Source organism: Colwellia sp. KU-HH00111, assembly GCF_040362745.1.
In the GTDB taxonomy this organism is placed as follows: domain Bacteria; phylum Pseudomonadota; class Gammaproteobacteria; order Enterobacterales; family Alteromonadaceae; genus Colwellia.
Map to the genome: position 1 here is coordinate 110,571 of NZ_BAABWO010000008.1, position 23,770 is coordinate 134,340.

Consider the following 23,770-nt stretch of genomic DNA (forward strand, 5'->3'; position numbering starts at 1 on the left):
GCCAATTATTAATACCTTAAATTACAATAAGATACAAAGCTGAAGAAAAGTATCATAAAAAATAAAACGATTACTTAGTAAAATACACCATAACTTAGTTTTTTAGACAAGTTGCCTTTAACTCAATTTGATAAAACACCGGCAAGGCATAGTATCGATTAATGCAGTACCGCTTGAATAGGTAAACTTTCACATATTGCTGCTTCAGCAATTAATATTTCCTCTAAGCGCTGATCAACTTCAGCTTTATCAAAATACTCATAGGCGAGTTCAACAAACAAGTTTTTATGTTTTTCTTCTGATTTAGCAATAGCAACATACAGCTCTTTATCTTTTCCTTCAGGCAAGGCTTTTGATACTAAATAAAACTTTTCATAGCCACGAGCTTCTATCACTGCGGCCACTAGCAACCTGTCCATTAAGAAGAAACTAGTACCATTTCGAAACAGTTGCCTAATTTGATTAATGTAAGGATCTTTCTTGTCTTGTCCTAACGTTACATTTCTAGCTACTAGCAACTTTAATACTTGTTTAAAATGAATAAGCTCTTCAATTGCTAAATCTGTCATCGCGCGAACTAGTTTTGCTTTGTCTGGGTAGTGAGACAACATTGCCATTGCCATTCCTGAGGCTTTTTTCTCTGCAGCGGCATGATCTTGTAAAAAGCGCGGAAAATCAGCCATTACGGCATCAGTCCATGCTTGGGTGGTATGATATTTTAATTCAAACATGAGTATCTTTAGGTGTTAGTTAAATAAAAAAGATTTTACAGGTCAGACAAACATTAATAAAGCACCTTATCAATGCGACCTTTATTTGTGGATTCAATTTTCAACGTATTATTGAGCGCTTGCCAAGCTTTTACTTTACCGCCAATATTAATTTTTTCAAAACCATTTGCCTTTGCCTGACTTGGCTCTATACCTAGAAAGGCCAATAACTGCTGATAACTTTCGGGCTTGCTAACATCAATGGTTAATAAGTTTGACGGTCGGTGTTTAAAATAACGGAAAACCTGCTGCTGATGACGCTGATAACATTGCAATAAAAAATCATCTTGTGCGATATTATCTATTGTTAACGGTGAAAACACTTCGTTATAACAGCGTTTTAAGTGAGGATTGAAACCACCATCATTGCGTTGTAAATTGGTCATCATCCGTTGTAGTAATTGTTTTATTGAAGGCAGCCAAACGGATGCTTCACGAGTTAAGTAAATGAATTTACTTTCTGGATAATGGCAATCAAGGTGTTGATAATCACAAAATATAGGTGTATCAGCAAGGACTTGCGCTTCATTAAATGCATGTTGAGTATAAGCATTGTGCGCCGTTTTAAATCCTAACCCCAACATAGCCAAACAAACACTCGTTGTCGCAGTTCGGGGTAAGCCAATGATAAAAATTTTATTAATAGTCACAAATTGCACTCAAAAAAAGAATGGATTGTATCATTGACTGTGATCAATGAATAATATGCTAGCTACTTCATACTTATGGCTAATAGATTATAGCTATACTAAATGCTCTAATTCTTTATGAGTTAAAGGGTATTTGGTTAACTTAGAGCAAATAGGAATTTCAATGTCTAAACAATATGAAGAACACGACAGTATCAACTGGGAAGATTATTTAAAATCAGGCAACCGTATATTTATTGGTTCAGGTGCTGCGGTGCCCAACGCATTAATTGATAATTTAATCGCCAACTCAAAAAAATTACATGATATTGAAACCGTTCATATTTTAACGCTATCAGAAAATGTTTGGGCAAAAGCTGAACACAAAGACTTGTTTAAAGTTAACAGCTTGTTTATTGGCGGAAAAAATATTCGTGAAGCCATTGCTGAAGGTCGAGGTGACTATACGCCTTGCTTTATTTCTGATATTCCCCGTTTATTTAATGAAAATAGTTTACCCTTAGATGTCGCTTTAATTATGGTCAGCCCACCTGACGAATACGGTTACTGCTCGTTGGGCGTTAGTGTCGATATCGTCTCTTCTGCTGTGAAAGCCGCTAAATATGTTATTGCGCAAATAAATCCAAAAATGCCACGCACCAATGGCCATAGCTTTGTCCATTTGAACCAAATTCATGCCTGGATAAATGTTGCACAAGATTTACCTCAAATTATTCCGCCTGAATTTGATAAACGCACTGAACAAATCGGCCAATATGTTGCTATGTTAGTAGAAAACGAATCAACACTGCAAATTGGCATCGGCAAAATCCCTGAAGCAGTTTTACGTTATTTAGCCAATCATAAAGATCTAGGTATACACAGCGAAATGATTTCAGATGGCATCATTGATCTTATGCTTAAAGGCGTCATTAACAATCGTAAAAAAACCTTTCACAAAGGCAAAGCTGTAGTGACTTATTGCGTGGGTAGTCAAAAAGTATATGACTTTGTTGATGGTAATCCGCATATTGAATTTTACCCATCAGAGCATGTTAACTCACCGGTTAAAATTGCGAGGAATGACAAAATGGTATCTATTAATAGTGCCATAGAGGTCGATTTAACCGGGCAAGTTGTATCAGATTCTATCGGCTATCAGTTTTACAGCGGTATTGGTGGTCAAGTAGACTTTGTCCGCGGTGCTTCATTAAGCAAAGGAGGTAAAACCATTATTGCTTTACCTTCAACCACACGAGATGGCAACATTTCACGTATTGTTGCGCATATTACCGAAGGGGGTGGCGTGGTTACATCCCGTGGCCATGTGTCCTATGTAGTCACTGAATTTGGTATCGCCTCATTACAAGGTAAAAGCATTCGAGAACGCTCTCTAGAGCTTATTCGCATTGCTCATCCTAAATTTAGAGAACAGTTACTTGCTGACGTTCGTAACCATTACTGGGTGCCTGAGTACCAAGAAAGTTCCCCTAGTTCTGTGCCTGAGCTTGGCCCTGTAGAGATGAAAAAATTTACGTTTGCTAATGTGAACTATATTTTACGACCGCTCTCCCCCTCAGATGAACGAAAACTACAAGAGTTTTTCTATTCGCACAATAAAGAAACTTTGATCATGCGCTACAACCATCATATTACACAGATGACCCGTGAGAAATCTTGTAACTTAGTCAGTGTGAATCAACATGTCGATTTAGCCTTATGCTTCACCCGAAAAGATTATTTGGGCGAAGCAATCCAAGCTGTTGCCCGTTATTATTACATTGAGAGCATGAACTCAGGTGAAGTTGCCTTTGTGATAAAGGAAAGTTTACGTGGTCGAGGTATGGCAAGTACATTATTAAACGAAATGATCATTATTGCCAAAATTAGAAAGCTTGACAGTTTGGTTGCCTGTGTCCGGCGAGATAATGCCTCTATGCTAAAAGTTTTTGAAAAAGCAGGTTTTGTCAGACAGCCCAGTGAAGACTTTGATGAAGTCAGCTTAAAGCTTTCACTCACTAGTGGTATAGAAGAGGAATAAAATATGACAGTAGGTATAATAGGCCACTACAAATGTGGTGAACATGATATGGGTGAACACCATCCAGAAAATGGTAAACGGCTAACAGCTATTTCGGATCAACTGATCCGCAGCGGCCTAGATTATGTTGTTCGCCAATTTGATGCAAAACCCATCGATAAATCATTACTATCTTTAGCGCATACCCAAGAATACATTGATTTTGTGATTAAAAATGCCCCCAACGAAGGTGAGCCAAGCTTTAGTGTCGGCGAAGACGCGCTAATGAATTCGAAAACATTAACCTCCACTTTATTATCTGCCGGTGCTGCAGTTGATGCGGTAGATTTAGTAATGAGCGAAACACTGACCAGTGCTTTTTGTGCAAGCCGACCACCAGGACATCATGCCGAACACAATAAAGGAATGGGCTTTTGTTTTTTTAATAACGTCGCAATAGCCGCTGCTTATGCACGAAAAAAATATCAATTGAAGCGGGTTGCCATTGTAGATTTTGATGTCCATCATGGTAATGGCACTGAAGACATTATCAGAAACCATTTCCCGGTAGTTGATAGCACTAGTGATGGTGCTTATCTATTTTGCTCTAGTTATCAATACCCTTTTTACCCTTTTGACATTCAACAAAGTGATACGCCACCAGTTATTAATACGCCTTTAGCCGCTACCACCAAAGGCGAGGAGTTTAGAAAAGCAATCACAGAACACTGGCTACCTGCTCTCAACAAATTCAAGCCTGAGATGATTTTTATTTCCGCCGGCTTTGATGCTCATATTGAAGACGATATGTCTCATGTAAGCTTAACCGAAAGTGATTATCGCTGGGTAACAGATGAGTTAAAAACTATCGCTGAAGAATATGCTAATGGCAGAATCGTATCACTACTTGAAGGAGGGTATAATTTAAGTGCGCTCGGTAGAAGTGTAGTTGCCCATATTAATGGCTTAATTGGCAACTAATCAGCAATAGACTGGAGTTAATTCTCTCTCACTAGATATTCTTATTTATCAAGGCATTGTTTTTATGTTTTCATTATCAGAGTTAGAACAAGCAAGTCAGTTAGTTCATAAGGTATTCCCCGCAACACCGCAATACCAATGGCCGCAATTGAGTCAAAACCTAGGCTGTGAGGTCTGGGTAAAACATGAAAACCACACCCCCACTACAGCATTTAAAGTACGTGGTGGTATTGTGTTAATCGATCACTTGATGAAATCATCCCAGCCACCTAAAGGTTTAATTTCTGCTACTATTGGCAACCACGGGCAGAGTTTAGCCTTTGCTGGGAATCGAGTCGGGTTACCGGTGACTATTGTGGTACCTGAAAACAATAATGAAGATCAAAACCGCGCAATAAAATCTCACGGTGCTAATTTAATCATTCATGGCCATGATTTTGAAGCAGCTCGTCAACACAGTTTAAAAATTCAACATGAATTAGGCTATCGTGCTGTCGCCCCTTTTGAGCGTGAAATAGTCCTCGGCGTTGCCACTTATGCATTTGAGCTTTTTAAACATGTCGATTCTTTGGATGCTGTCTACGTTCCTATCGGAATGGGCTCAGGTATTGCTGGGTTAATTCAAGTTCGTGATTTGTTAGGGTTGAATACCAAAATTATTGGGGTGGTTGCAGAAGGCGCACCGACTTTTGCCTTGTCTTTTGCTGCAGGCAAAATAATTAATACCGAGCAAGCTCATACTATTGCAGACGGGGTTAAAACACGATCACCTATGGTTGAAGCCTTTGATATTATAAAAACAGGATGTGAACGTATTGTGCAAGTCAGTGACAATGAAATTGCACAAGCAATGTTGCACTATTACCAAGCGACACACAACCTAGCTGAAGGCGCAGGGGCAGTTTCGCTTGCCGCTTTAACTCAAGAAAAAGAAACCATGAAAGCTAAAAAAGTTGCCGTTATTTTAACTGGAGGAAATATTGATTATCAGCGTTTCACTCAATATATTAATGCAATAGCCTAATCGCTACCAATTATTAACCTTGATTGTCATTCAAATATTTTTTTATACCACTTATCCATTGACTCAAACAACTCGGCAGTGGCTTTGCGACTAGGGTCTAGCAGCTCATTACTTGACTTTTCTATCTCATCAATTATGTCACTGCTATTCTCTTTGATATTTTTCCACGCCTCATTTGCAAAATCTGCTGAGTCAAGTTTGCCCTGTTCAAGGCAAGCTTGCATATCAAAGATTTCCTCTGTACCAAACAAAATATTCGCGTCATCATTCAACACGCGCTTTTCATCACAATACTGGCTTACTTCTAGGTAAGTTAAGGTGCCGATTACCGCTACTGTGCCTATAGTGGCTGCAGACGCAGCGGTTATCGCTACTTTTTTTCCTGAACGTTTAACAAAACGTTTTGACACATTAGCACGTTTAATTTTGTGTCTATTTTGCATTTTTTGCACAATTTGTTGAGCATGCGTCAACTTAGCTACGCTCTCGATAGGTAAAGCCGCATAACCAAACAGAGCAAAAATACTAGAGAAGAAAAACTTCAGCGCTATAAACGCAGTAAACCCTACAATGACGAGAGTTGAGATAACCGCTTTCATAAACTGGACTTGCTCCTGTTAATATAAATAACAATGGGTAACATAACAAAAATTACTCATTGGCAAAAATGCCCACATAGGTTGGTGTGGTTGATGTTTTTTTAGCGCGATACATTCCCTTGGTATTAAATGGCATGCTGATATTACCTTGTGTATCAATAATAATAACGCCGCCGGTTCCGCCAACAGGCATTAACACCTCATCAATGACTTCTTTACCTGCTTGGGCAATGCTTTTATTTTGATATTGTACTCGAGCACAAATATCGGCCGCTACATTGTAACGAATAAAATACTCACCATGACCCGTGGCAGAAACTGCGCAAGAGCGATTGTCAGCAAAAGTACCTGCACCAATGACGGGCGCATCACCAATACGGCCAAAACGTTTATTTGTCATGCCTCCGGTCGAGGTTCCCGCCGCTATATTACCTTGAGCATCAAGTGCAACCGCTCCAACCGTACCCACTTTATACTCAACATTTAGTGCATCATGGGCCGCGCGATAATCTTTATTGTTCTGCTTAGCTTTTTTCATTTTTTCTTTCGCGTTAAGCAGTGATTTATATCTATGTTCAGTATCAAATATTTTATTGTCAACTAAGGCTAATCCTTGTGATTGAGCAAATTGCTCAGCGCCCTGCCCGCTGAGCATGACATGAACTGACTCATCCATCACTAAACGGGCAAGGTTAATTGGGTTCTCAATGCGTTTAACTCCCGATACTGCACCTGCCTGTCTATTTTTACCAAACATAATTGAAGCATCCATTTCATGGGTTTCATCAAAGGTATAAACAGCACCTTTTCCGGCATTAAAAAACGGTGAGTTTTCTAAAATGTTGATTGCAGCAGTCACAGCATCAATACTTGAACCACCGTTATCTAATACACTATACCCTGTCTCAACAGCCTGTTTGAGTTTGGCGCGATATGCATTTTCTCGCTCGGGGGTGAACTTTGCCTTCTCAATAGTGCCAGCACCACCATGAATAGCGATAGCAATAGGCTGAGCAGAGGCTTCCGTTGCATGTTTTTGCTCTGCAACACTGATATTTATTACGCTGAAAAATGAAAGCAACCCAATAGCAACACGTTGATAAAATGATATTTTTTTCATAAATAGAACCTTTATACCTTCAATAATATGTAAGTTGAATTAAAACTAAGCTAAGATCAGTAAACTGGCAATAAAATACCCAATTAGCGCAACGACACCACCAAAGAGCGCATAAGGTAATTGCGTTTTAACATGCTCAAGTAAATCACATCCTGATGCTATCGCTGAAACACAGGTCGTATCAGAAATAGGAGAGCAATGATCGCCGAAAACACCTCCGCCCAAAATAGCTGCAATAACCAATGATGGAGGCAAACCTAATGTTTGGATCAGCGGCACACCTATAGGAATTAAAATAGCAAAAGTGCCCCATGAGGTGCCGGTACTAAACGAGATAATCCCACCAACAACAAATAACATAGGCACAATCAGTAACAAAGGTAAATTATCACCAACAAATCCAGCTATAAACACCCCTGTACCAAGTTCTTTTAAACTTGCCCCCAAGGTTAATGAAAATAAAACTATAGTAACTAAAGGCAACAATTGTGCTAAACCGTTAAAGCCAACATCAACAAGTTCTTTGTGAGAAAAACGTTTAGACAGAAGCAATAAAAAATAGGCAATAGCTAATGCTAAGCAGGTCGCATAAAGAACGGATTCACTACCGCTACCTTTAGTCATATCCCCCTCTCCAGTCCAAAACATAAAGAAGAACATGCCAAGTACCATACTTAACAGCGGCACTATCATATATCGTGCCTTAGTTGGCTTTATCTCATCTTCTTTTAAATTATTTTCATTTTGGCAAGTGTCATTTTGGCTGTCACTATTTTGAAGTTCTACTTCAGAGCGCTTCATTGGGCCATAAACTTTGTCAGTAATAACTGTGTAAGCAACCATTAACAAGGCGATTATCGCGTAAAAATTAAAAGGAATTGTTCCCCAAAGTATCGACACAGAAGATTGCTCTAACTCATAACTATTAAGTAAAGCTAACACATACGCGCCCCAACCATTGAGTAAAACCAAAATACAAACCGGCGCAGAAGTACTGTCAATAATAAACGCCAGCCGAGCGCGGCTCATTTTAAATTTATCAAAGAGATCTCGGGATAAAATGCCTGCGGTAAGCACACTTAAATTAGACTCAATAAAAATAATCATCCCGGTAAACATTGTCATAGTACCGACTTGGCGTTTACTTTTAGCAATACCTTTGCTGACCAGTTTGTTGACCAAAGCCGTTACCCCACCAGAGTTTCTCACATAGGCAAGTAATGCACCGATTAACAAGCTAAACAGTAAGATTCGTGCATTGCCTGGTGAACTCACCACAGCAATTATTCGCTCAATAAGGCCGATAAATGCAAAGAAAATACTGTTTGAATGTTGCGGATACACCAAAAGTAATTCTGAGCTAAAAATAGCCATTAACAATGCGAGTATCACCTCTTTTTTCCATAGCACAACCGCTATTGCTACCAGTGGTGGAATTACTGACAACCATTCCATAAACATAACCTTAAAAAGAAATATTAAAAACGACAACAGTGTGGCAAATGCAAATTGAGTGTACAAGCTTTATCATTGTTTAGTTGTGTTAACACTGTCAAGAAGACTGGAATGAGTTTAATATATTCAAAGATATATCGCTTTTTTATCAATAACGTACTAAGGTTGTAGTTAATGATTAATAGCGAAATATCCACCTTTTTAAGGATTTAATGTGCTAAGTAGATATAAATTAGGTTTGCGCTTCAAAGTCGCTGTTACTTTAACTTCAATCATCCTAATAGCATTATTCACCACCAGCTTCACAAGTTATCAACAATCTAAAAAAATTGCTGAAAAAAAAGCCATTGAACTACAACAAAGCCATTTAGAGCTGATTAAACATGAAATAGAAGCGGCACTCAACCAGCATAAAAACATTTTGATGTCTTTGCGAGACACCCCATCTATCCAGGCAATTCTCCACGCAATTAAAGAGCATGGTCTTGACCCAAAATCGAATGAAAGCCTAAATATTTGGAAACAAAGACTTGCCACTACATTTACTGCCTTCTTAAAGAATCAGCCGCAATACTTGCAGATTAGATATATTAAAAATAGTGGTGACGAATTAGTCAGAGTTGAGCGCAACCACAATAACCAAGTAGTTATCACTAACGACTTAGCATTGCAGAATAAATCAAACTCAAACTATGTAAGTGAAACCATTAAGTTACCTTCTGGAGCCGTCTACTTTTCTGATGTTAGTCTCAATAAAGAACATGGAAAAATTCAGCAACCACATACCCCAGTGTTACGTTTAGCAACCCCTGTTTATAGTCAAGAAGGGGATGTTGAAGCATTAGTAGTCATTAATCTATCAACCAACACTTTATTTAATAAAGTTATTTCAACCAACCAAGACTCTCATCGTTATATTGTTGATAATCAAGGTAATTACATTGTACACAAAGAAGAAGCTAAGACCTTTGCCTCAGAACTAGACCATGACTATAATTTTTTTGAGATTGAAAGCCAATGGGCTAATCAAGTAAAAAGCAAAGAGCAACTAATGCAATTAAATAACGATAGAACTGAAATTATTGGGTTTAAAAAAATATACTTTGCCCCTTACGATCAGAGCAGATATTGGTTGCTAGTAGCACAAATGCCAGAAAAAACAGTTTTTTTTGAAATCAGAAAATCACTCAACAGTATGATTTATATCGATCTGTTCATAGGAGCAATTGCCTTAATTCTTATTCTTTGGCTTGTCACAAAGAAAATAATTCACCCTATATCAGCTTTAGCAAATAGCGCAGAAAAATTGCACCAAGGTGATTTATCGGTGCGCCTAGATCCCTTATCCGTTAATGATGAATTCAGCTCACTTTACCAATTAATTAACGATTTTGCTCAAAGTCAACAAAGAAACACGGCTGAATTAGAGCAAAAAATTGCAACTCAAACCAAGCGACTCTCGGCGGTTATAGATAACGTGGTTGATGGTATTATAACCATTGATGCCATAGGCACTATCGAATCCTTTAATCGCACTGCAGAAACTATATTTGGCTATAAAGAAAACGATGTTATCGGTAAAAATGTTAAAATGTTAATGCCAGACCCCTATCACAGTGAACACGACGGTTATCTTGCCAACCATATCAATACCGGTGAAAAGAAAATTATCGGTATTGGTCGTGAAGTGCTCGGTAAACGAAAAAATAGTAGTGTTTTTCCAATGGATCTCGCGGTAAGCGAAATATCACTCGATAATGCCAAACGTTTCGTAGGTATTGTTCGAGACATAACTGAGCGTAAGCGCATTGAGCAAATGCAAAAAGAGTTTATTTCAACGGTTAGTCATGAGCTGCGCACACCGTTAACCTCTATTAGCGGCTCTCTCGGCTTAGTGCTTGGTGGTGTCACCGGCGAATTACCCGAAAAAGCAAAAGAGCTACTTATAATTGCTAACAATAATAGTGAACGTTTAATTCACCTGATCAATGACATCCTTGATATTGAAAAAATGTCTGCTGGTAAGATGCAATTTGATTTTACCGTTGTCGATATAGTGCCTGTTATAAGCCAAGCAATAGATGCCAATCGTGGTTATGGGGAAAAACTGAATGTAGAGTTTACCTTTAATTCAGTTACATCTTCGCCATTAATGGTTCGCATTGATGAAAAGCGTATTGAACAAGTTATGTCAAATTTACTGTCCAATGCAGCTAAATATTCTCCTACAGGCAAACAGGTGATTATTACCTTGATAGCGTTAGAAGACGAAGTGCAAATTTCAGTTCAAGACCAAGGTAAAGGAATCCCCGAAGAGTTTAGAGACCAAATATTTGATAAATTTTCGCAAGCAGACAGCTCAGATACCCGACAAAAAGGTGGTACAGGGTTAGGGCTTAACATTACCAAAGCAATAATTGAACAGCATCAAGGACAAATTGATTTCAACTGCGAACCAAGTCAAGGTACCACCTTTAATGTGCGCTTGCCCTTATATGAAAACAAACAACCACTACAGTTACCTGATGAAGAGCAGCAACAACCCCCCTTAGTATTAATTATCGAAGACAACGAAGATATATCGACGTTGTTAGTGATGCTGATAGAAAAAGCCGGTTATACTTGTCATCAAGCATTTGATTATCAACAGGCTAAAGACTTGATTACAACACATACATATGATGTGATTACCCTTGATCTTGTTATTCCTGGTGGAGACGGGCTAACCTTGTTAAAAGAGTTACGTAGTGAAGCATCTACCTGTAACCTCCCGGTAATAGTTGTCGCATCACCCAATAATGATAAACACAACATCGAAGGTATCGATGGTTTAGAGGTGGTGGACTGGATAGAGAAACCAATAAACCCTGAACGGTTAATTAATTCGATTAGTGCAGGTTTATCTTTTGAGTTACCTACAAAAAGCCGCATCTTGCATGTAGAAGATGACGCTGATATTACCACCATAGTTAGCTCGTTATTGAATGATAATTACCAAATACGCACCGCTTCGTCCTTAACACAAGCAAAACATTTAATTGCTACAGAAACGTTTGATCTGGTGTTGTTGGATGTCGGATTGCCCGACGGTTCAGGTTTAGAATTATTAGATTTGTTAAAGTCTAATGGTAATAACATCCCTGTCGTCATCTTTTCTGCTCAAGATATTCCTAAAGAAATTGCCAGCCAAGTAATGGCGACACTGACTAAGTCAAAAACAAATAATGACAAGCTAATTGAACAAATCCATGCGGTTATCAATAGAAAAAAAACCAAAAATAACCAAACTAATCAGGAGAATTAATCATGCAAGCGCTTTCCCGAATTCTTTATGCAGAAGATCAAGTTGATATCCAGCAAGTAGCAATATTGGCACTAGAAACTGTGGGTGGTTTTACCGTAAAAACCTGTAACTCTGGCCTAGAAGCTACCGTTGCAATTGACGATTTCAAGCCGCAATTATTGCTTTTTGATGTAATGATGCCCGATATGGATGGTCCTACTGCATTTGCTAAAATAAAAGAAATGCCCGAGCACCAAAATATTCCGGCTATTTTCATGACCGCCAAAGTACAAAGTAATGAGGTACAAGCCTACCTTGATATGGGCGCTATCGCTGTGATAGCCAAGCCATTCGATCCGATGACCCTAGCAAGTGAAATTAAAGACATTTGGCAACGGAGCCAACAATAAAATGACTCAAGATAAAGTTGATGTTCAAGCAGCACTTCAGCAATTAAAAATTAGCTTTGTTGATAAAATACCCGCTAAAATTACAGAAATTCAGCAAGCCTGGTTAACGTTAAAAAAAGATCCTGAAAATGCTGAGATAAAGCAATTATTCCATCGTTTAACCCATACCTTGGCAGGAACTGCTGCGACCTTCAAATTAGATGAGTTAGCTGAATGTGCCCGAGAAATTGAGAATACCATTCAATGTTTCTCTACTAACCCATGTGAACCACTTACCATTACAGAAATATCCTCATTATTAGTAAGCCTAGAAGAAACCGCAAGCAATACCAATATTAGTCCCGTTAGTATTGATGAAAAAACAGAAGAAGATACCGCTGAATCAACAAATAAATCAATTGCCACAGCATCACATGATACTGCTAAAAACAACCTAGTTTACTTGGTTGATGATGATGAAGATTTTAACCATACGATAAAAATGCAAATCAAAACCTTTGGCTATCAGGTTGAGTCATTTACAAGTTTAACTAAATTTAATGAAGCATTAAAAAAGCAAGAGCCGGCAGTGGTTATTATGGATGTTATGTTCGGCAATAGTAAAACTGCTGGCATTGATTATATTGCCCAACTAAACCAAAGCCGCACTGTGCCTTTACAAACCATTTTTATTACCGGCAGTCATGATATTTTAACACGACTCAGTGCAGTACGTGCCAACGGCTTTGCGTATTTTACAAAGCCAGCAATGATGACGTCATTAGTCACTGCCCTTGATAAACTCAGCTTTAAAGTTGAAGAAAGCCCTTATAATATTTTGATTGTTGATGATTCAGTAACAAAATCTAAGCATGCGGCATTAACACTTCAACAAGCAGGCATGAATACCAAAGAAGTGAACGACCCGTTATTATTATTAAACGCGCTTGCTGAGTTTACCCCTGACTTGATCCTGATGGATATTTATATGCCTCATTGTACAGGCCTAGAGCTAAGTCAAGTGATAAGACAAATGGAAAGTTATGTGAGTACGCCGATTGTTTTTTTATCCTCAGAGGATGATTTAGGTAAAAAACTCGGTGCCTTAAGCTTAGGAGGAGATGACTTTCTAACCAAACCCGTTAAACCTTGGCACCTTGTTTCGGCTGTTTCAAGCCGAGCACTTCGTGCTCGATTGGTACGTAGACTTGCCGAAACTGATGGTCTCACCGGACTGTTAAACCATAGTAAAAGTAAAGCATGTTTAAAAAACGAACTTGCCAGGGCCAAACGTGAAAACACGCCATTATCTTTTGCAATGATAGATCTCGATTTTTTCAAACATGTGAATGACCACTATGGCCATCCGGCAGGTGATAGCGTGTTAAAAAGTATTGCTAACCTATTTAAACAACGCTTACGCACATATGATATTGTTGGTCGCTATGGCGGTGAGGAATTTATCATAATACTACCGAATACGGATCTTTCTACCGCAAAAAAAATAGTCGATGTGATCAGAACCCGATTTAGTAAACTGGTGCATTACTGTGAACAAGAAGATTTTCGCTGTACTTTTAGCTGTGGTATCGCCAGTTACCCAGAATTTCGCAATGAAAAAACAATCAGCGAAGAAGCTGATAAAGCGCTTTATCAAGCAAAAGAAGCAGGAAGAAATAAAGTGGTCTGCGCTAAAAGTGTTAGCTAGCTGCAACACAACGCTTACATATGCAGGCTTTACCCTTTGCATTATCTGGCACTTTATTTAGTACTTGTGCTGAAAATTGAACTTCATCGGAATTACACCAACAAACAGCCGCAGTGTTACAAGCTCCAGTGCCGCAAGCCAATGTTTCACCGCAGTTATTATCTTGCTGACAAATAGGACATAAACTTGCGTTTATCATTTCATCTGTATTGTTCAAAGCGCCTCTTTTTAGTAATCAATTAAGTTGTTAAAGTTCTCTAGGGTAATTGAAATTTGCTAATGTAGCTTGATAGCACTTCTCCCCCAAGGAATGGTGTTTATAATTACAATCCTGCTTCTACCATGGCTTTAATTTTATTTGCTTTGACAAAGTGATCTAATTGATGAGTTTGAATCCACCAAGTCGCAGCTTCCATCAACAATTCGCTATCATCATTTTTATTTGCGAAAAAGGCATAAAAAGACACACCTACATTGTCACCTTTAGCATTAATTTTTTTTTCACAAATATCGATTATTTTGGCTCTTAACGCGTTTCTCATGACTAGGTACACTCCTTGCTTTTACTTGTTATTAATTACTATCTTTAAATCACTATCTTTACATCAATAATTCTGGCTAAATTTTTCTGTTAGTTTATATCGCTATCAAGCCAGTTTATTCGTCAATCTATGAGACAAACAAAAACCTGCAGCCATTGATTTTACTGGTCTGTCCTGTTTACCAGTAAAAAAATACGTCAATAAAATATGATGTTTCCCTAGAAGAACAAGAACTTTTTTTTATTAAGGTATTAATAAATCTATTGATATCAAAAAAATTCAACGTAATATGTAACACTAATATTATTTTATTAGGCTAGATTATGGAAGCAAAGTTTACACGACTACGATTAAGTTTTATTGTATTAATTATCAGTATAGCGGTTGTGTGTGGCCAAAAATGGGCACAAGCAGCAACGATAGATTATGGAAAAGCCACTTTGGTAAGCAAATTTGCCAAATATGTTACTTGGCCTGGCGAAACCAGACAATCTAAATTTATTATCGGCGTTTTTGATGATGAGAATCAATATCAATATTTTAAAGAGTTTTTTGCTAATAAAGGGGTCAAAGGTAAAGACATCATAGTGACATTAGTTACAACTCATAATGAAGCTAAAGATGTTAATATTTTATACCTTCCGTCACCCAATCAAAGAAAATCATCTCGGTTGGCTGACAAAATCCTCAAGGATGGTCAAGTACTTCTAATGACAGAAGATATTAGAGACCTTTCTGAAACCATGGTAAACATTGCCTATAATAAGCAGCAACTTAAACTCACATTTTCTGTTGTTGATGATAATATAGCAGACAGTGACTTGATCATGCCCGATCTGTCATATTTTGTAGACGACAAGGATGACAAAAGTATATTGTCGCCAAGCCCTAGTTTTATTGCAAAAACCCAACAAGAAAAGCAAAAATTAGCACATCAAGCTTTGAAAAAAGTATTAGCGCAAAAAGAGTCGTTAGTAGAGCAACTTAGCCAAAAATTAAGCCTTCAAGAGAATACGGCTAATAAAGGTGATGCGGCACTGCAAGCATTGTCAGATCGTTTAAAAAAAGCTGAAAAAGAAGCCGATAACAACAGTAAAAAAATCAAGGCTAAAGACAAACAACTACAAAAACTAGAAACACAGCTAAATGCCCAAAAAGCGTTGTTAAAAATTAACAAACAAGATTTACAAACTGAAGATAACAGCAAAGTTACTGAACAAGAAAACCAAATCATTGAGTTAACCGAGCAACTTAACCTTCAAAAACAAGCACTTACTGAGCAACAGGCTGCTGCAACTAATGCCCTTGCCGAGCTTGATAAACTTAATAAGCTTAACCTCAACAAAAAACCACCTTCAAGCTACAAAGCACTTTTTTATGTGTTCTTACTAATTGCTATCGGTGCAATAGTAGCAGCCGTTATGATGTGGAAAAAGACTAAAGACGCTTCTTCACAGCCTGCCTCGCAATCAGATAAAAACCCTTTATTGCCAGTTAGAGAAGATCAATTAATTAAGTCTGAAAACTTTGCAGCATTAGGCTATATAGCAACCGACATTACTTATGCTATAGGGGAGTCTTTAGATGAGATGCAAACTAAGTTTGAAAAATCAGGTGAAACCAAAAATGCCGCTTCGCTCAAGCCCGTTATCACTTTATTAGAGAACTTTAATACAATAGCTGCAGATCAAGACGACACCAAAACACAAAGTTTTGATGTGACAGCTTATATTCAAAAAATGTTAATGCTTTATAATTTTGAATTTGAGCAAAGTAACATTGCGTATAATTATTCTGGTGAAAAGGCCTTAACGATAAAATCTGTGCCGGGGTATATTGCAATAGCATTGTTAAATGTTATTAATAACTCGCTAAAACATGGGTTTGATAATAAAGGCAATGGCAAAATTGCCGTTAAAGTTGAAAAAGGCGCTAAAAGCGGCGCTAAAATCATTTATTCTGATGACGGTAAAGGAATGAGTAAAAACACCATAAAACAGGTGTTTGAACCATTTTTCACCACCCGCAGTGATCGAGGCTATGTCGGCGTTGGCATGAGTACAACTTATGATTTAATTAAAAATAAATTAGCCGGTGACATTAAAATAGATAGTCAAGAAGGAAAAGGGACAACGGTGACTATTACCTTACCTTAAGGAATTTGCTTACCTTAAGGAATTAGCTTGCCTTAACGATTAACAGAGTAAGAGTTATAGGCAGGTTAAAATAGCAATTGTGTAAGCAAACGAGTCATTGTTAAAGCAGTGACTCGTTTTTTTTAATCCCGGAAACACTAAAAAGTGCTTAATAATTTTTTTGCCTCAATTAACGTTTATTGGCCCCTCCTCTGCCTGCATGACTAAAGTGTAGGGTAAAACTAATGTATCTGAAACTACTGAGAATGCTGAATCTATCACCACAAAAGGAATGTTATTCAGTGTGCTCCCAACATTCTCTGTTTTACTAGGCTCGCCATAAAACAAACATATATTATAAGAAATTCCACTGTAAACTCTTGGTATATGCTCACAATAGCTTTTTTTTGAGTAATGAGAAATTGTAACATGGTTGTTAGGTGGGTTTAGAGTTTTGATAGTAGCACATGAAAATGTACATAGCGCGAGAGAGAGACAAACAAATCCTTTCATAAAAGCTCCTATTAATAATTATTTTAAAAACGTTTAGTATGCGCTCGTAACTTTTTAATAGCCCAATCATAATGGCTAGATAACGCGGATATACAATAACTTGCAAGTGATGTACTGCCGGTCCAATCAAAGTGTTTTTTTGTAAAAAGCTGCTCATTAGAAAAAGACTGTATTAAAGCTAAGGCTTGATCATGACTTTTCTTCAGTCTTTGCATAGCATCATTAAGTTGAGTATTTTGATGACGCTGCCGAATTTCTTTATTCATGTCAGCATAGGTTTTCCAGTTATAAGGGGCTGGAAGAAATGGCGACTTTATACCAGTCATATTAGCATCAACCCAATTTAACAACAGTTGATGCCATTCCCAAAGGTGAATTAACACATCCCTGAGGTTTTTATCACGTTGCCAGTGAGCTTCAATTTTTTTGCTATCGTTTGAGAAATTAAATTCTGTTTTTAATGCACGCTCTGGCATTAGGTTGATAACTTCCCATAACAAGTCAAAGTGCGTGGTTGCCGCTTCAATTAAATCCGCTTTAGTTGTAGGTCTACTCATCTTTATACACCATTATCCTTAATTAAAGCAAAACCATATACAATTCAGTATCACTTTTGGTTTATAGCCTTGCGCTCAGCTTCATATGCTTCATAAGACTGGCGCTTTAGCTTTAAGCAATCTTGATGTTGTGAAGCTGATACTGCTGCTCTAATACATTCGCTTTTTCGGTAGTCTTGTCCAGCTTGATACAATTGCTTATTACTGCAGCCAGTTAATGCCAACAGTAATATAGCGACAAACAAACATTTATTCATATAATAATTCATACAGGTATTTTAACAATCATGCCAAAGTTATAATAGGTAAAAAATAAGAGGAAGAATTGAGGATAAAGTTCAATATTATTAAGAATAAGTAAGAAATAGCAAGTGGCTATGTGCAATAATCGCTAATTCACTGATGTAGCATTAGCGATACGAGCCAGCCTAGTTAGCCATTTAACAAGTAATTTTCATAACTAGTATTTTCAAGGTTTGAGGCTCAGCTAACCCAAGCGCTATTTGATTATGCCTGAGTCCATAATAATCTGCATAATTTCTTTCACTTTTGGACTGCTCATTAAACCAACAACATCATTATTGTTAAGCATACGTTTGATCTCGGGATCACGGGTTAGCATTTTGAAACGAGGGTTTTGTTTAACCGCTTCAACGCGAATAAGTGTTGTCATTATTTCTTCAGTAAGGCGCATTTTTACTGCTGTTTTATCAGTGACATCAACATCACCCAACACATTGGTTTCATCTAAAATTCGCTGTACTGTTTGGTCATCAAGTACCGCATTAATTTCAGGTGCGACCATCAAGCCAAGCACATCTCTTTTTTGCACCATTCGCCTAACTCTTTTACTATTTGCAAGCTTTTGAACATCAGGATTATTAGCTAAGGTAATACCATCGTTAATACCGCGAGCGGGATTTTTAAGTACATAAGAAGCTACACCAACCAATTGTGGTGCTTGAGGAAATTGCTGAGATAACACCGTATCAATTGTGCCACCCATTACTTTTTGCGACCAGTTATTAATAGGGTTATCAGGCGGTAATTCTCCTTGTGTTAATGCAGTGCCTACCATATTGGCAAACCAAACTAACGCCAAGCCTAAAGCTGCACCAATAAAGCCATTCGCAATTGCCCCTGGAATAGCTAAAGTTGATTGTCCATCGGTTATCTTTCCTAATACATGAAGTAAAATTCTTAATAAAATCGATATAACAATGGCGCTAATAACAAAAATGACAAACCCCGCAGCAAAATAGGCGCCAAGCCCCTGTAGCATTGTTTCTTTGCTTATTAGTACGGCACCTTCTTGCGCAAAGCTTACCGCAATAAAGTAGGCCGCGATTAAACTGACTAATTTTGCTAGCACTAATCCTAAACCGAGACGATAGCCTCGGTAAATAAAGTAAAGTAGTACTATTGAAAACAGCGCTATGCCAATCATAGATTTTTCCTTTAAAAGTAGGTGTTATACCAAGTTAACTTAAGATGTTTTTGTATACAAATAGTAAACATTTTGTTGCAAACATACAAACACTTATACTGTCTCTATGTTTTTGTTTAGCTCTTGAATTGATGCAAACTTTCACTGATTAAAATTTGCGCTTTGAATGGTTAAAGGTCTATTTCATTTGCTTGTGCTATACGCTCAAGTCTACCTTGCTCTTCAATAAAAGCCGCTTTAATTTCTTCTATTACGGTATCAACATTAGCTGCAGCATTGTTTTCTTCAAATAATCCTGAAAGTTGAGTTTTAGAGGTCAACTCACCACTTTCATACAAAGCCCACATTTCTTGAGCATATTGACTTAAAAGTAATTCAGGCGCAAATTGCCCATAGTATTGGGTCATATTATTCACATCGCGAATTAACATAGCTTTAGCATTGTTATTTGCTGAAGCATCTACCGCTTGAGGCAAGTCAATGATTACAGGACCATATTCATCAACAAGTACGTTAAATTCAGATAAATCACCATGAACAATACCAACACATAACATTCGCGCAACATAATTCATAACCAATTGATGGTCTTCTATCGCTTGTTCTTTGGACATAACCACATCGTTTAAGCGTGGAGCAACATCTCCACCTTCATCAGTGATTAATTCCATCAGCAATACACCATCAAAACAACCATACGGCTGAGGCACCCTAACACCCGCTTCTGCTACTGTATATAGTGCATCAACTTCAGCATTTTGCCATGCCTGCTCTTGTTGTTTTCGGCCATACTTAGAGCCTTTTTCCATCGCTCGGGAGCGTCTGCTATTTCGGCTTTTTCTGCCTTCTTGGTATTGAGCGGCTTTTTTAAAACTGCGTTTGTTCGCTTCTTTGTACACTTTAGCACAACGAATGTTATCACCGCAGCGAACCATATATACAGTCGCTTCTTTACCACTCATTAATTGGCTTACAACTGCATCAACAAGACCATCATCCACCAAGGGCTGGATTCGTTTTGGGATTTTCATAACACAGCTAAGCCTTTAAATAAATTTAGCCCGTTGGCTATAAATTGTTTTTGGTAAAAGAAAATTATATCACCCCATTAGATCAGTTAAAGTCTACAGTAATTAGCTTGAGCATATTAAATAAGCGACTGTTATCACAGTTGTATCGCTGCCAAGTATAGCATGAGCAATAACACTTTGATTAAATTTATTCCAAACTTATAGCGCCATTAGCAAGCTTAGAACAAGCGAGTTGATTAAACATAATTATTGCCCAACAATTACAATAGTCAATCAAGATCCTGATAATAAAGAGGGTTACCAAATTGATAGTAAAAAATAAAAGTAAACCACACAGCTTGAATAACTGCATGGTTTATAAAGAAAAAACATTGCTTGAATTTGGTACCCTCGCTACTGCACTACATTCCACCCTTCCTCAGTTTTTACAAACCTAAAAGATTGCACACCTTTTTGATTTTGTACGCCAACAAATGGCAATTTAAGATCTACATCGATATCAACATCACATTGATAACCACCTTGCTCTTCAACCTTATTGCAGCCAATTTTTTTTATATACCGAACCTTTACATCCCCCTCTTTAAAAACACCTGAAGATTTCTCAAGTTGAGATTTAAGTTGGCTTAACATTGCCTGTTTTATTTCATCCTCTGATGGCTCGACACCACCGCTGCATGCAACAACATTGATGACAGCTGTGCATAGCATAACAAGACTAATATTTCTCATTGTCGTATTTCCTTTTAATTGGTTTATGGTAGAACAGATTGATTTAATTTTTGATTAGTTAACTCAGCGTCTAAGTATTTATTTGCCTGCATCGCTTTAAAGGCGCCCAAAAGCCCAAACATGCCAAGAGGAATAAATAAAATGGGCGTTATCACCAAGAAGTAAGTCCAAACGCCAATAAACAGGCAACACCCTCCCATGAGTGCAGGTATGACTGTTGAGCCATGTTGAATGACACCACTCGACAAATTTTTAAAGTTGGCAATGTGGAATACACCGTCTGAGGTTGTTTGACCTGTAGCAATAATTTCATCTTCATTGGAAAAATACAGTCCTGCAGAACCATTTAGCAAGGCTGGTTTGCCATCAATAGTAAAAGCTGATTTGTGCTTGGTCTTAATATGACCTCTTCCCCTATTCATCTGCCCTGAAATTGTTTGCATATCTTGTTTATTAGATACCCAACCTCTGCGTACCTCAAATGTAAATAATGACATTTGCACCTCCTATGGTTTTTCATAATAACAACACCCGGATTAATGTATTTAACTCTCTTTTCTCAGTCATAGTTTTATAATAAAAGTGGTGACAAAACATCGACAGTTAACGGTAAATAACCGTCATTAGCTTAAAATAACGCTTGGGTGCGCCATAAAAGAGCCTGTTATTACAATTGGATGAGATGTAAATTAAGAGCTGAGTAAAAATAAGTGAAAGATAGATAGTTGTTGCAAATCCTATGAAATTTGAAATACTAAAACGGTAGAATAAGTCATGGAAATTTGGAATTTGTTTAAAGGCTACTAGCATAACAATGGCAAATAAAAGACAACGCGGTGTTAAAGCCTCTCGCATAAAGTTAGAGCAATACATGTCTATTGCAGGGATCAAGTCTCAAGCAGAGCTTGCTAGGAAAATTGCGGATAACGAAGAATTAGATAGCGAGCCTAAAGATCTGGTCAATCGAGTGTTTAGACAAAAAAATGTTGAACACCATTCCTTAGAACGTGTTGCCAAAGCCTTAAGCGTTGAAGCTTTTAAACTCTACCTGACACAAACCGACCAAGCAATTTTAGCCGATAGTCATATGGCTTGCATGCCTCAAGATACTGAAAATTCAAGCAGCTATAGCTCTGTGTTAAATAAAGCAGTTCCCGAAACTTCAACTGAAATGAATAACAATAGGACTAATAAAGGCTGGCAAACGTCGGTTATTATCACATTCACATTTATTTTAGTCGTTATTGTGGCCTATTATTCTTACCTGAAATTGCCCGATCATCCATTCAATCGTTCAAGTAATATTTCAGTCAATAACAGCTTAATTTACCCGAGTAGTAAAAGTTTATATCCGCTAGCGCGCCACATACAGCAAAGTCAAAACACTAATCGACTAGCCTTAGTTCCTGAGGCTTTATTTGAAGACTTTATTATAAGCAAAAAAGCTCTTGATGACTACGAAGTCGATAATATTTTGATTTTAGAATCCCTAGAACAAGAGCGTTACTTGTCACTTTTTATTAAACACTTTGATGGTGAAACAACGTCCATTGGTTCGGTGGTTAATCTGAGCAAAAATGAATTTCATCAATCATACCCATACCTAAGTAAGCGCGTTCACCAAACAATAGGCGATCATAATACCCGTAGCGAAATAGAAAGCCATACCGCCACAAAAATCACCGAGGCTAGATTATTAACAGAACGTTTTTTTAATGAGTACAATATGAATCAAGCATTGACTGAGCTCTCATCTCTTTCATCACAAAATGCTGAATCATTAGCAATTAACTGTCTTATTAAAGTGAATACCGGTTGGCATGAGAACGAAAAAGCCAGTTTTGAACAAGCAAGAACCCTATGTGGGCAAGCGCTAACACTTGACGGCCAACACCCTTTTGTTTTAACAACGAATGCATTTCGCTTATTTAAAAATGGGCAATTCGAGGCTGCAGCTTTTGCTTATAAACAAATACTTGAACAAATGCCAAACAATGTCGAAGGACTCCTTGGCCAAGCCCAACTCAATATGCATTATTATTTAGAAAATCCAGCGAATAGAAACCACTCGCTTGATCAGGCTATCAATTTAGCTCAACAAGCCATTGTTCACGATCCTAGCTACTGGAAAAGCTACCACTTACTGTCAAATTTTTTTTATTTAGCCAAACAACCTAAGCATGCCCTTGCTGTAATCAAAAAACTAACAGGGTTAGTTAGCAATCAAATAATACTTGCTAATGGTGCGATACTAAGTCTTTGCCAAGCAGATTTGACACAGGCGCAAGCGTATTCAAATAAAATGTTGATAGTAGATCCCAACTCTTATATCGCTTATGAAACCTTATACTTTGTTAATGCCTATCAAGGACGTCTGCAACTGGCACTAAAAAACATGAAACAGGCCATGGATCATTTTGATGAACACGGAGGTTTATATATGCAATGGGGGCAACTGGCAGATGCCCATCGATGGCTTAACAATAACGAACAAGCTGTCAAATATTATGAAATCGCTCTTGTTGAATATCAACAAGACCAAAGTAAAAACCAAACGACTGAAATTGATAATGTTTACTCATTATATTTTCAGTTAGCACTGCACAGATTAAAAGGAACTAGCGTTACGCCATCATTATTAGAACAATTATCACAATTAAAGCCAAAAAACTTGCCATTGGCCCATCAACTCAAAATTGCCATAATGCATCAGTGGCAACATAACAACAACAAAGCGACTCAGGTAACTAAAAACATTGTAAGTACCTGTCCCATTTACGCGCAATCACCAGATTTGACAGCATTAGCAATTTGATTAGCGTGATTATCAGCTTA

22 protein-coding genes are annotated in these 23,770 nt (G+C 37.7%); 8 read left to right on the forward strand and 14 right to left on the reverse strand.

All coding sequences use genetic code 11. The features are described from left to right. Positions 1 to 158: 158 nt before the first annotated feature. Together ABXG98_RS15040 and ABXG98_RS15045 are read right to left on the reverse strand one after the other, a co-directional pair. Complete coding sequence (locus tag ABXG98_RS15040) at positions 159 to 731, reverse strand: tRNA-(ms[2]io[6]A)-hydroxylase (RefSeq protein WP_353539511.1); 573 nt, start codon at positions 729 to 731, stop codon at positions 159 to 161. Between the two features lie 53 nt (positions 732 to 784). Further along, positions 785 to 1,414, reverse strand: a complete 630-nt coding sequence (locus ABXG98_RS15045) for a sulfotransferase (RefSeq protein ID WP_353539562.1) — start codon at positions 1,412 to 1,414, stop codon at positions 785 to 787. Positions 1,415 to 1,583: 169 nt separating this feature from the next. Here ABXG98_RS15045 and ABXG98_RS15050 point away from each other — a divergent pair, with 169 nt between their 5' ends. The 3 genes from ABXG98_RS15050 (at position 1,584) to ABXG98_RS15060 (ending at position 5,424) form a co-directional block, all read left to right on the forward strand. After that, complete coding sequence (locus tag ABXG98_RS15050) at positions 1,584 to 3,440, forward strand: GNAT family N-acetyltransferase (protein WP_353539512.1); 1,857 nt, start codon at positions 1,584 to 1,586, stop codon at positions 3,438 to 3,440. A 3-nt stretch (positions 3,441 to 3,443) separates the two neighbouring features. Continuing rightward, on the forward strand, positions 3,444 to 4,400 hold the full coding sequence (locus tag ABXG98_RS15055; protein ID WP_353539513.1) for a histone deacetylase family protein: 957 nt from the start codon (positions 3,444 to 3,446) through the stop codon (positions 4,398 to 4,400). 64 nt (positions 4,401 to 4,464) lie between these two features. After that, a complete protein-coding gene (locus ABXG98_RS15060) occupies positions 4,465 to 5,424 on the forward strand; it encodes a threonine dehydratase (protein ID WP_353539514.1) in 960 nt (319 codons plus the stop codon). Between the two features lie 26 nt (positions 5,425 to 5,450). Here ABXG98_RS15060 and ABXG98_RS15065 read toward each other — a convergent pair whose 3' ends face one another. From ABXG98_RS15065 to ABXG98_RS15075, 3 genes are read right to left on the reverse strand one after another with little or no spacing between them, the layout of a single operon-like run. Continuing rightward, complete coding sequence (locus tag ABXG98_RS15065; protein WP_353539515.1) at positions 5,451 to 6,023, reverse strand: hypothetical protein; 573 nt, start codon at positions 6,021 to 6,023, stop codon at positions 5,451 to 5,453. Between the two features lie 52 nt (positions 6,024 to 6,075). Further along, complete coding sequence (locus ABXG98_RS15070; protein WP_353539516.1) at positions 6,076 to 7,143, reverse strand: isoaspartyl peptidase/L-asparaginase family protein; 1,068 nt, start codon at positions 7,141 to 7,143, stop codon at positions 6,076 to 6,078. A 45-nt stretch (positions 7,144 to 7,188) separates the two neighbouring features. After that, the gene (locus tag ABXG98_RS15075; RefSeq protein ID WP_353539517.1) at positions 7,189 to 8,598 is read right to left on the reverse strand and encodes a Na+/H+ antiporter NhaC family protein; all 1,410 of its coding nucleotides are present in this window, start codon (positions 8,596 to 8,598) and stop codon (positions 7,189 to 7,191) included. A gap of 214 nt (positions 8,599 to 8,812) precedes the next feature. Between ABXG98_RS15075 and ABXG98_RS15080 the strand changes: the two genes are divergently transcribed. From ABXG98_RS15080 to ABXG98_RS15090, 3 genes are read left to right on the forward strand one after another with little or no spacing between them, the layout of a single operon-like run. Then, a complete protein-coding gene (locus tag ABXG98_RS15080) occupies positions 8,813 to 11,902 on the forward strand; it encodes a response regulator (protein WP_353539518.1) in 3,090 nt (1,029 codons plus the stop codon). 2 nt (positions 11,903 to 11,904) lie between these two features. Beyond that, positions 11,905 to 12,291, forward strand: coding sequence for a response regulator (locus ABXG98_RS15085; RefSeq protein ID WP_353539519.1), 387 nt, complete (start codon positions 11,905 to 11,907; stop codon positions 12,289 to 12,291). Between the two features lies 1 nt (position 12,292). Next, on the forward strand, positions 12,293 to 13,978 hold the full coding sequence (locus tag ABXG98_RS15090) for a diguanylate cyclase (protein WP_353539520.1): 1,686 nt from the start codon (positions 12,293 to 12,295) through the stop codon (positions 13,976 to 13,978). Here the strand turns inward: ABXG98_RS15090 and ABXG98_RS15095 are convergent. Both ABXG98_RS15095 and ABXG98_RS15100 read right to left on the reverse strand, forming a co-directional pair. Beyond that, positions 13,971 to 14,195, reverse strand: a complete 225-nt coding sequence (locus ABXG98_RS15095; protein WP_353539521.1) for a cysteine-rich CWC family protein — start codon at positions 14,193 to 14,195, stop codon at positions 13,971 to 13,973. The genes ABXG98_RS15090 and ABXG98_RS15095 overlap by 8 nt on opposite strands. A gap of 106 nt (positions 14,196 to 14,301) precedes the next feature. Continuing rightward, positions 14,302 to 14,520: a DUF6500 family protein gene (locus tag ABXG98_RS15100; protein WP_353539522.1), complete on the reverse strand. Its 219-nt coding sequence runs from the start codon at positions 14,518 to 14,520 to the stop codon at positions 14,302 to 14,304. Between the two features lie 323 nt (positions 14,521 to 14,843). On the opposite strand from ABXG98_RS15100, the gene ABXG98_RS15105 reads away from it, so the two are divergent. Continuing rightward, positions 14,844 to 16,676, forward strand: a complete 1,833-nt coding sequence (locus ABXG98_RS15105; RefSeq protein ID WP_353539523.1) for a YfiR/HmsC family protein — start codon at positions 14,844 to 14,846, stop codon at positions 16,674 to 16,676. Between the two features lie 165 nt (positions 16,677 to 16,841). Here the strand turns inward: ABXG98_RS15105 and ABXG98_RS15110 are convergent, their stop codons facing one another. The 7 genes from ABXG98_RS15110 to ABXG98_RS15140 form a co-directional block, all read right to left on the reverse strand. Then, positions 16,842 to 17,168: a YceK/YidQ family lipoprotein gene (locus ABXG98_RS15110; protein WP_353539524.1), complete on the reverse strand. Its 327-nt coding sequence runs from the start codon at positions 17,166 to 17,168 to the stop codon at positions 16,842 to 16,844. Between the two features lie 23 nt (positions 17,169 to 17,191). Next, positions 17,192 to 17,725 (reverse strand): ClbS/DfsB family four-helix bundle protein, encoded by a 534-nt coding sequence (locus tag ABXG98_RS15115; RefSeq protein WP_353539525.1) that lies wholly within the window; start codon positions 17,723 to 17,725, stop codon positions 17,192 to 17,194. A 50-nt stretch (positions 17,726 to 17,775) separates the two neighbouring features. Beyond that, positions 17,776 to 17,982, reverse strand: coding sequence for a hypothetical protein (locus ABXG98_RS15120; RefSeq protein WP_353539526.1), 207 nt, complete (start codon positions 17,980 to 17,982; stop codon positions 17,776 to 17,778). 242 nt (positions 17,983 to 18,224) lie between these two features. Then, positions 18,225 to 19,172, reverse strand: a complete 948-nt coding sequence (locus ABXG98_RS15125; protein ID WP_353539527.1) for a CvpA family protein — start codon at positions 19,170 to 19,172, stop codon at positions 18,225 to 18,227. A 170-nt stretch (positions 19,173 to 19,342) separates the two neighbouring features. Next, on the reverse strand, positions 19,343 to 20,203 hold the full coding sequence (locus ABXG98_RS15130; RefSeq protein ID WP_353539528.1) for a PA4780 family RIO1-like protein kinase: 861 nt from the start codon (positions 20,201 to 20,203) through the stop codon (positions 19,343 to 19,345). Between the two features lie 393 nt (positions 20,204 to 20,596). Beyond that, entirely contained in the window at positions 20,597 to 20,935 is a 339-nt protein-coding gene (locus tag ABXG98_RS15135; protein WP_353539529.1) for a hypothetical protein, read from the reverse strand. Between the two features lie 23 nt (positions 20,936 to 20,958). Further along, entirely contained in the window at positions 20,959 to 21,432 is a 474-nt protein-coding gene (locus tag ABXG98_RS15140; protein WP_353539530.1) for a hypothetical protein, read from the reverse strand. 317 nt (positions 21,433 to 21,749) lie between these two features. Between ABXG98_RS15140 and ABXG98_RS15145 the strand changes: the two genes are divergently transcribed. Next, positions 21,750 to 23,750, forward strand: a complete 2,001-nt coding sequence (locus ABXG98_RS15145) for a tetratricopeptide repeat protein (protein ID WP_353539531.1) — start codon at positions 21,750 to 21,752, stop codon at positions 23,748 to 23,750. Positions 23,751 to 23,770: the final 20 nt, after the last annotated feature.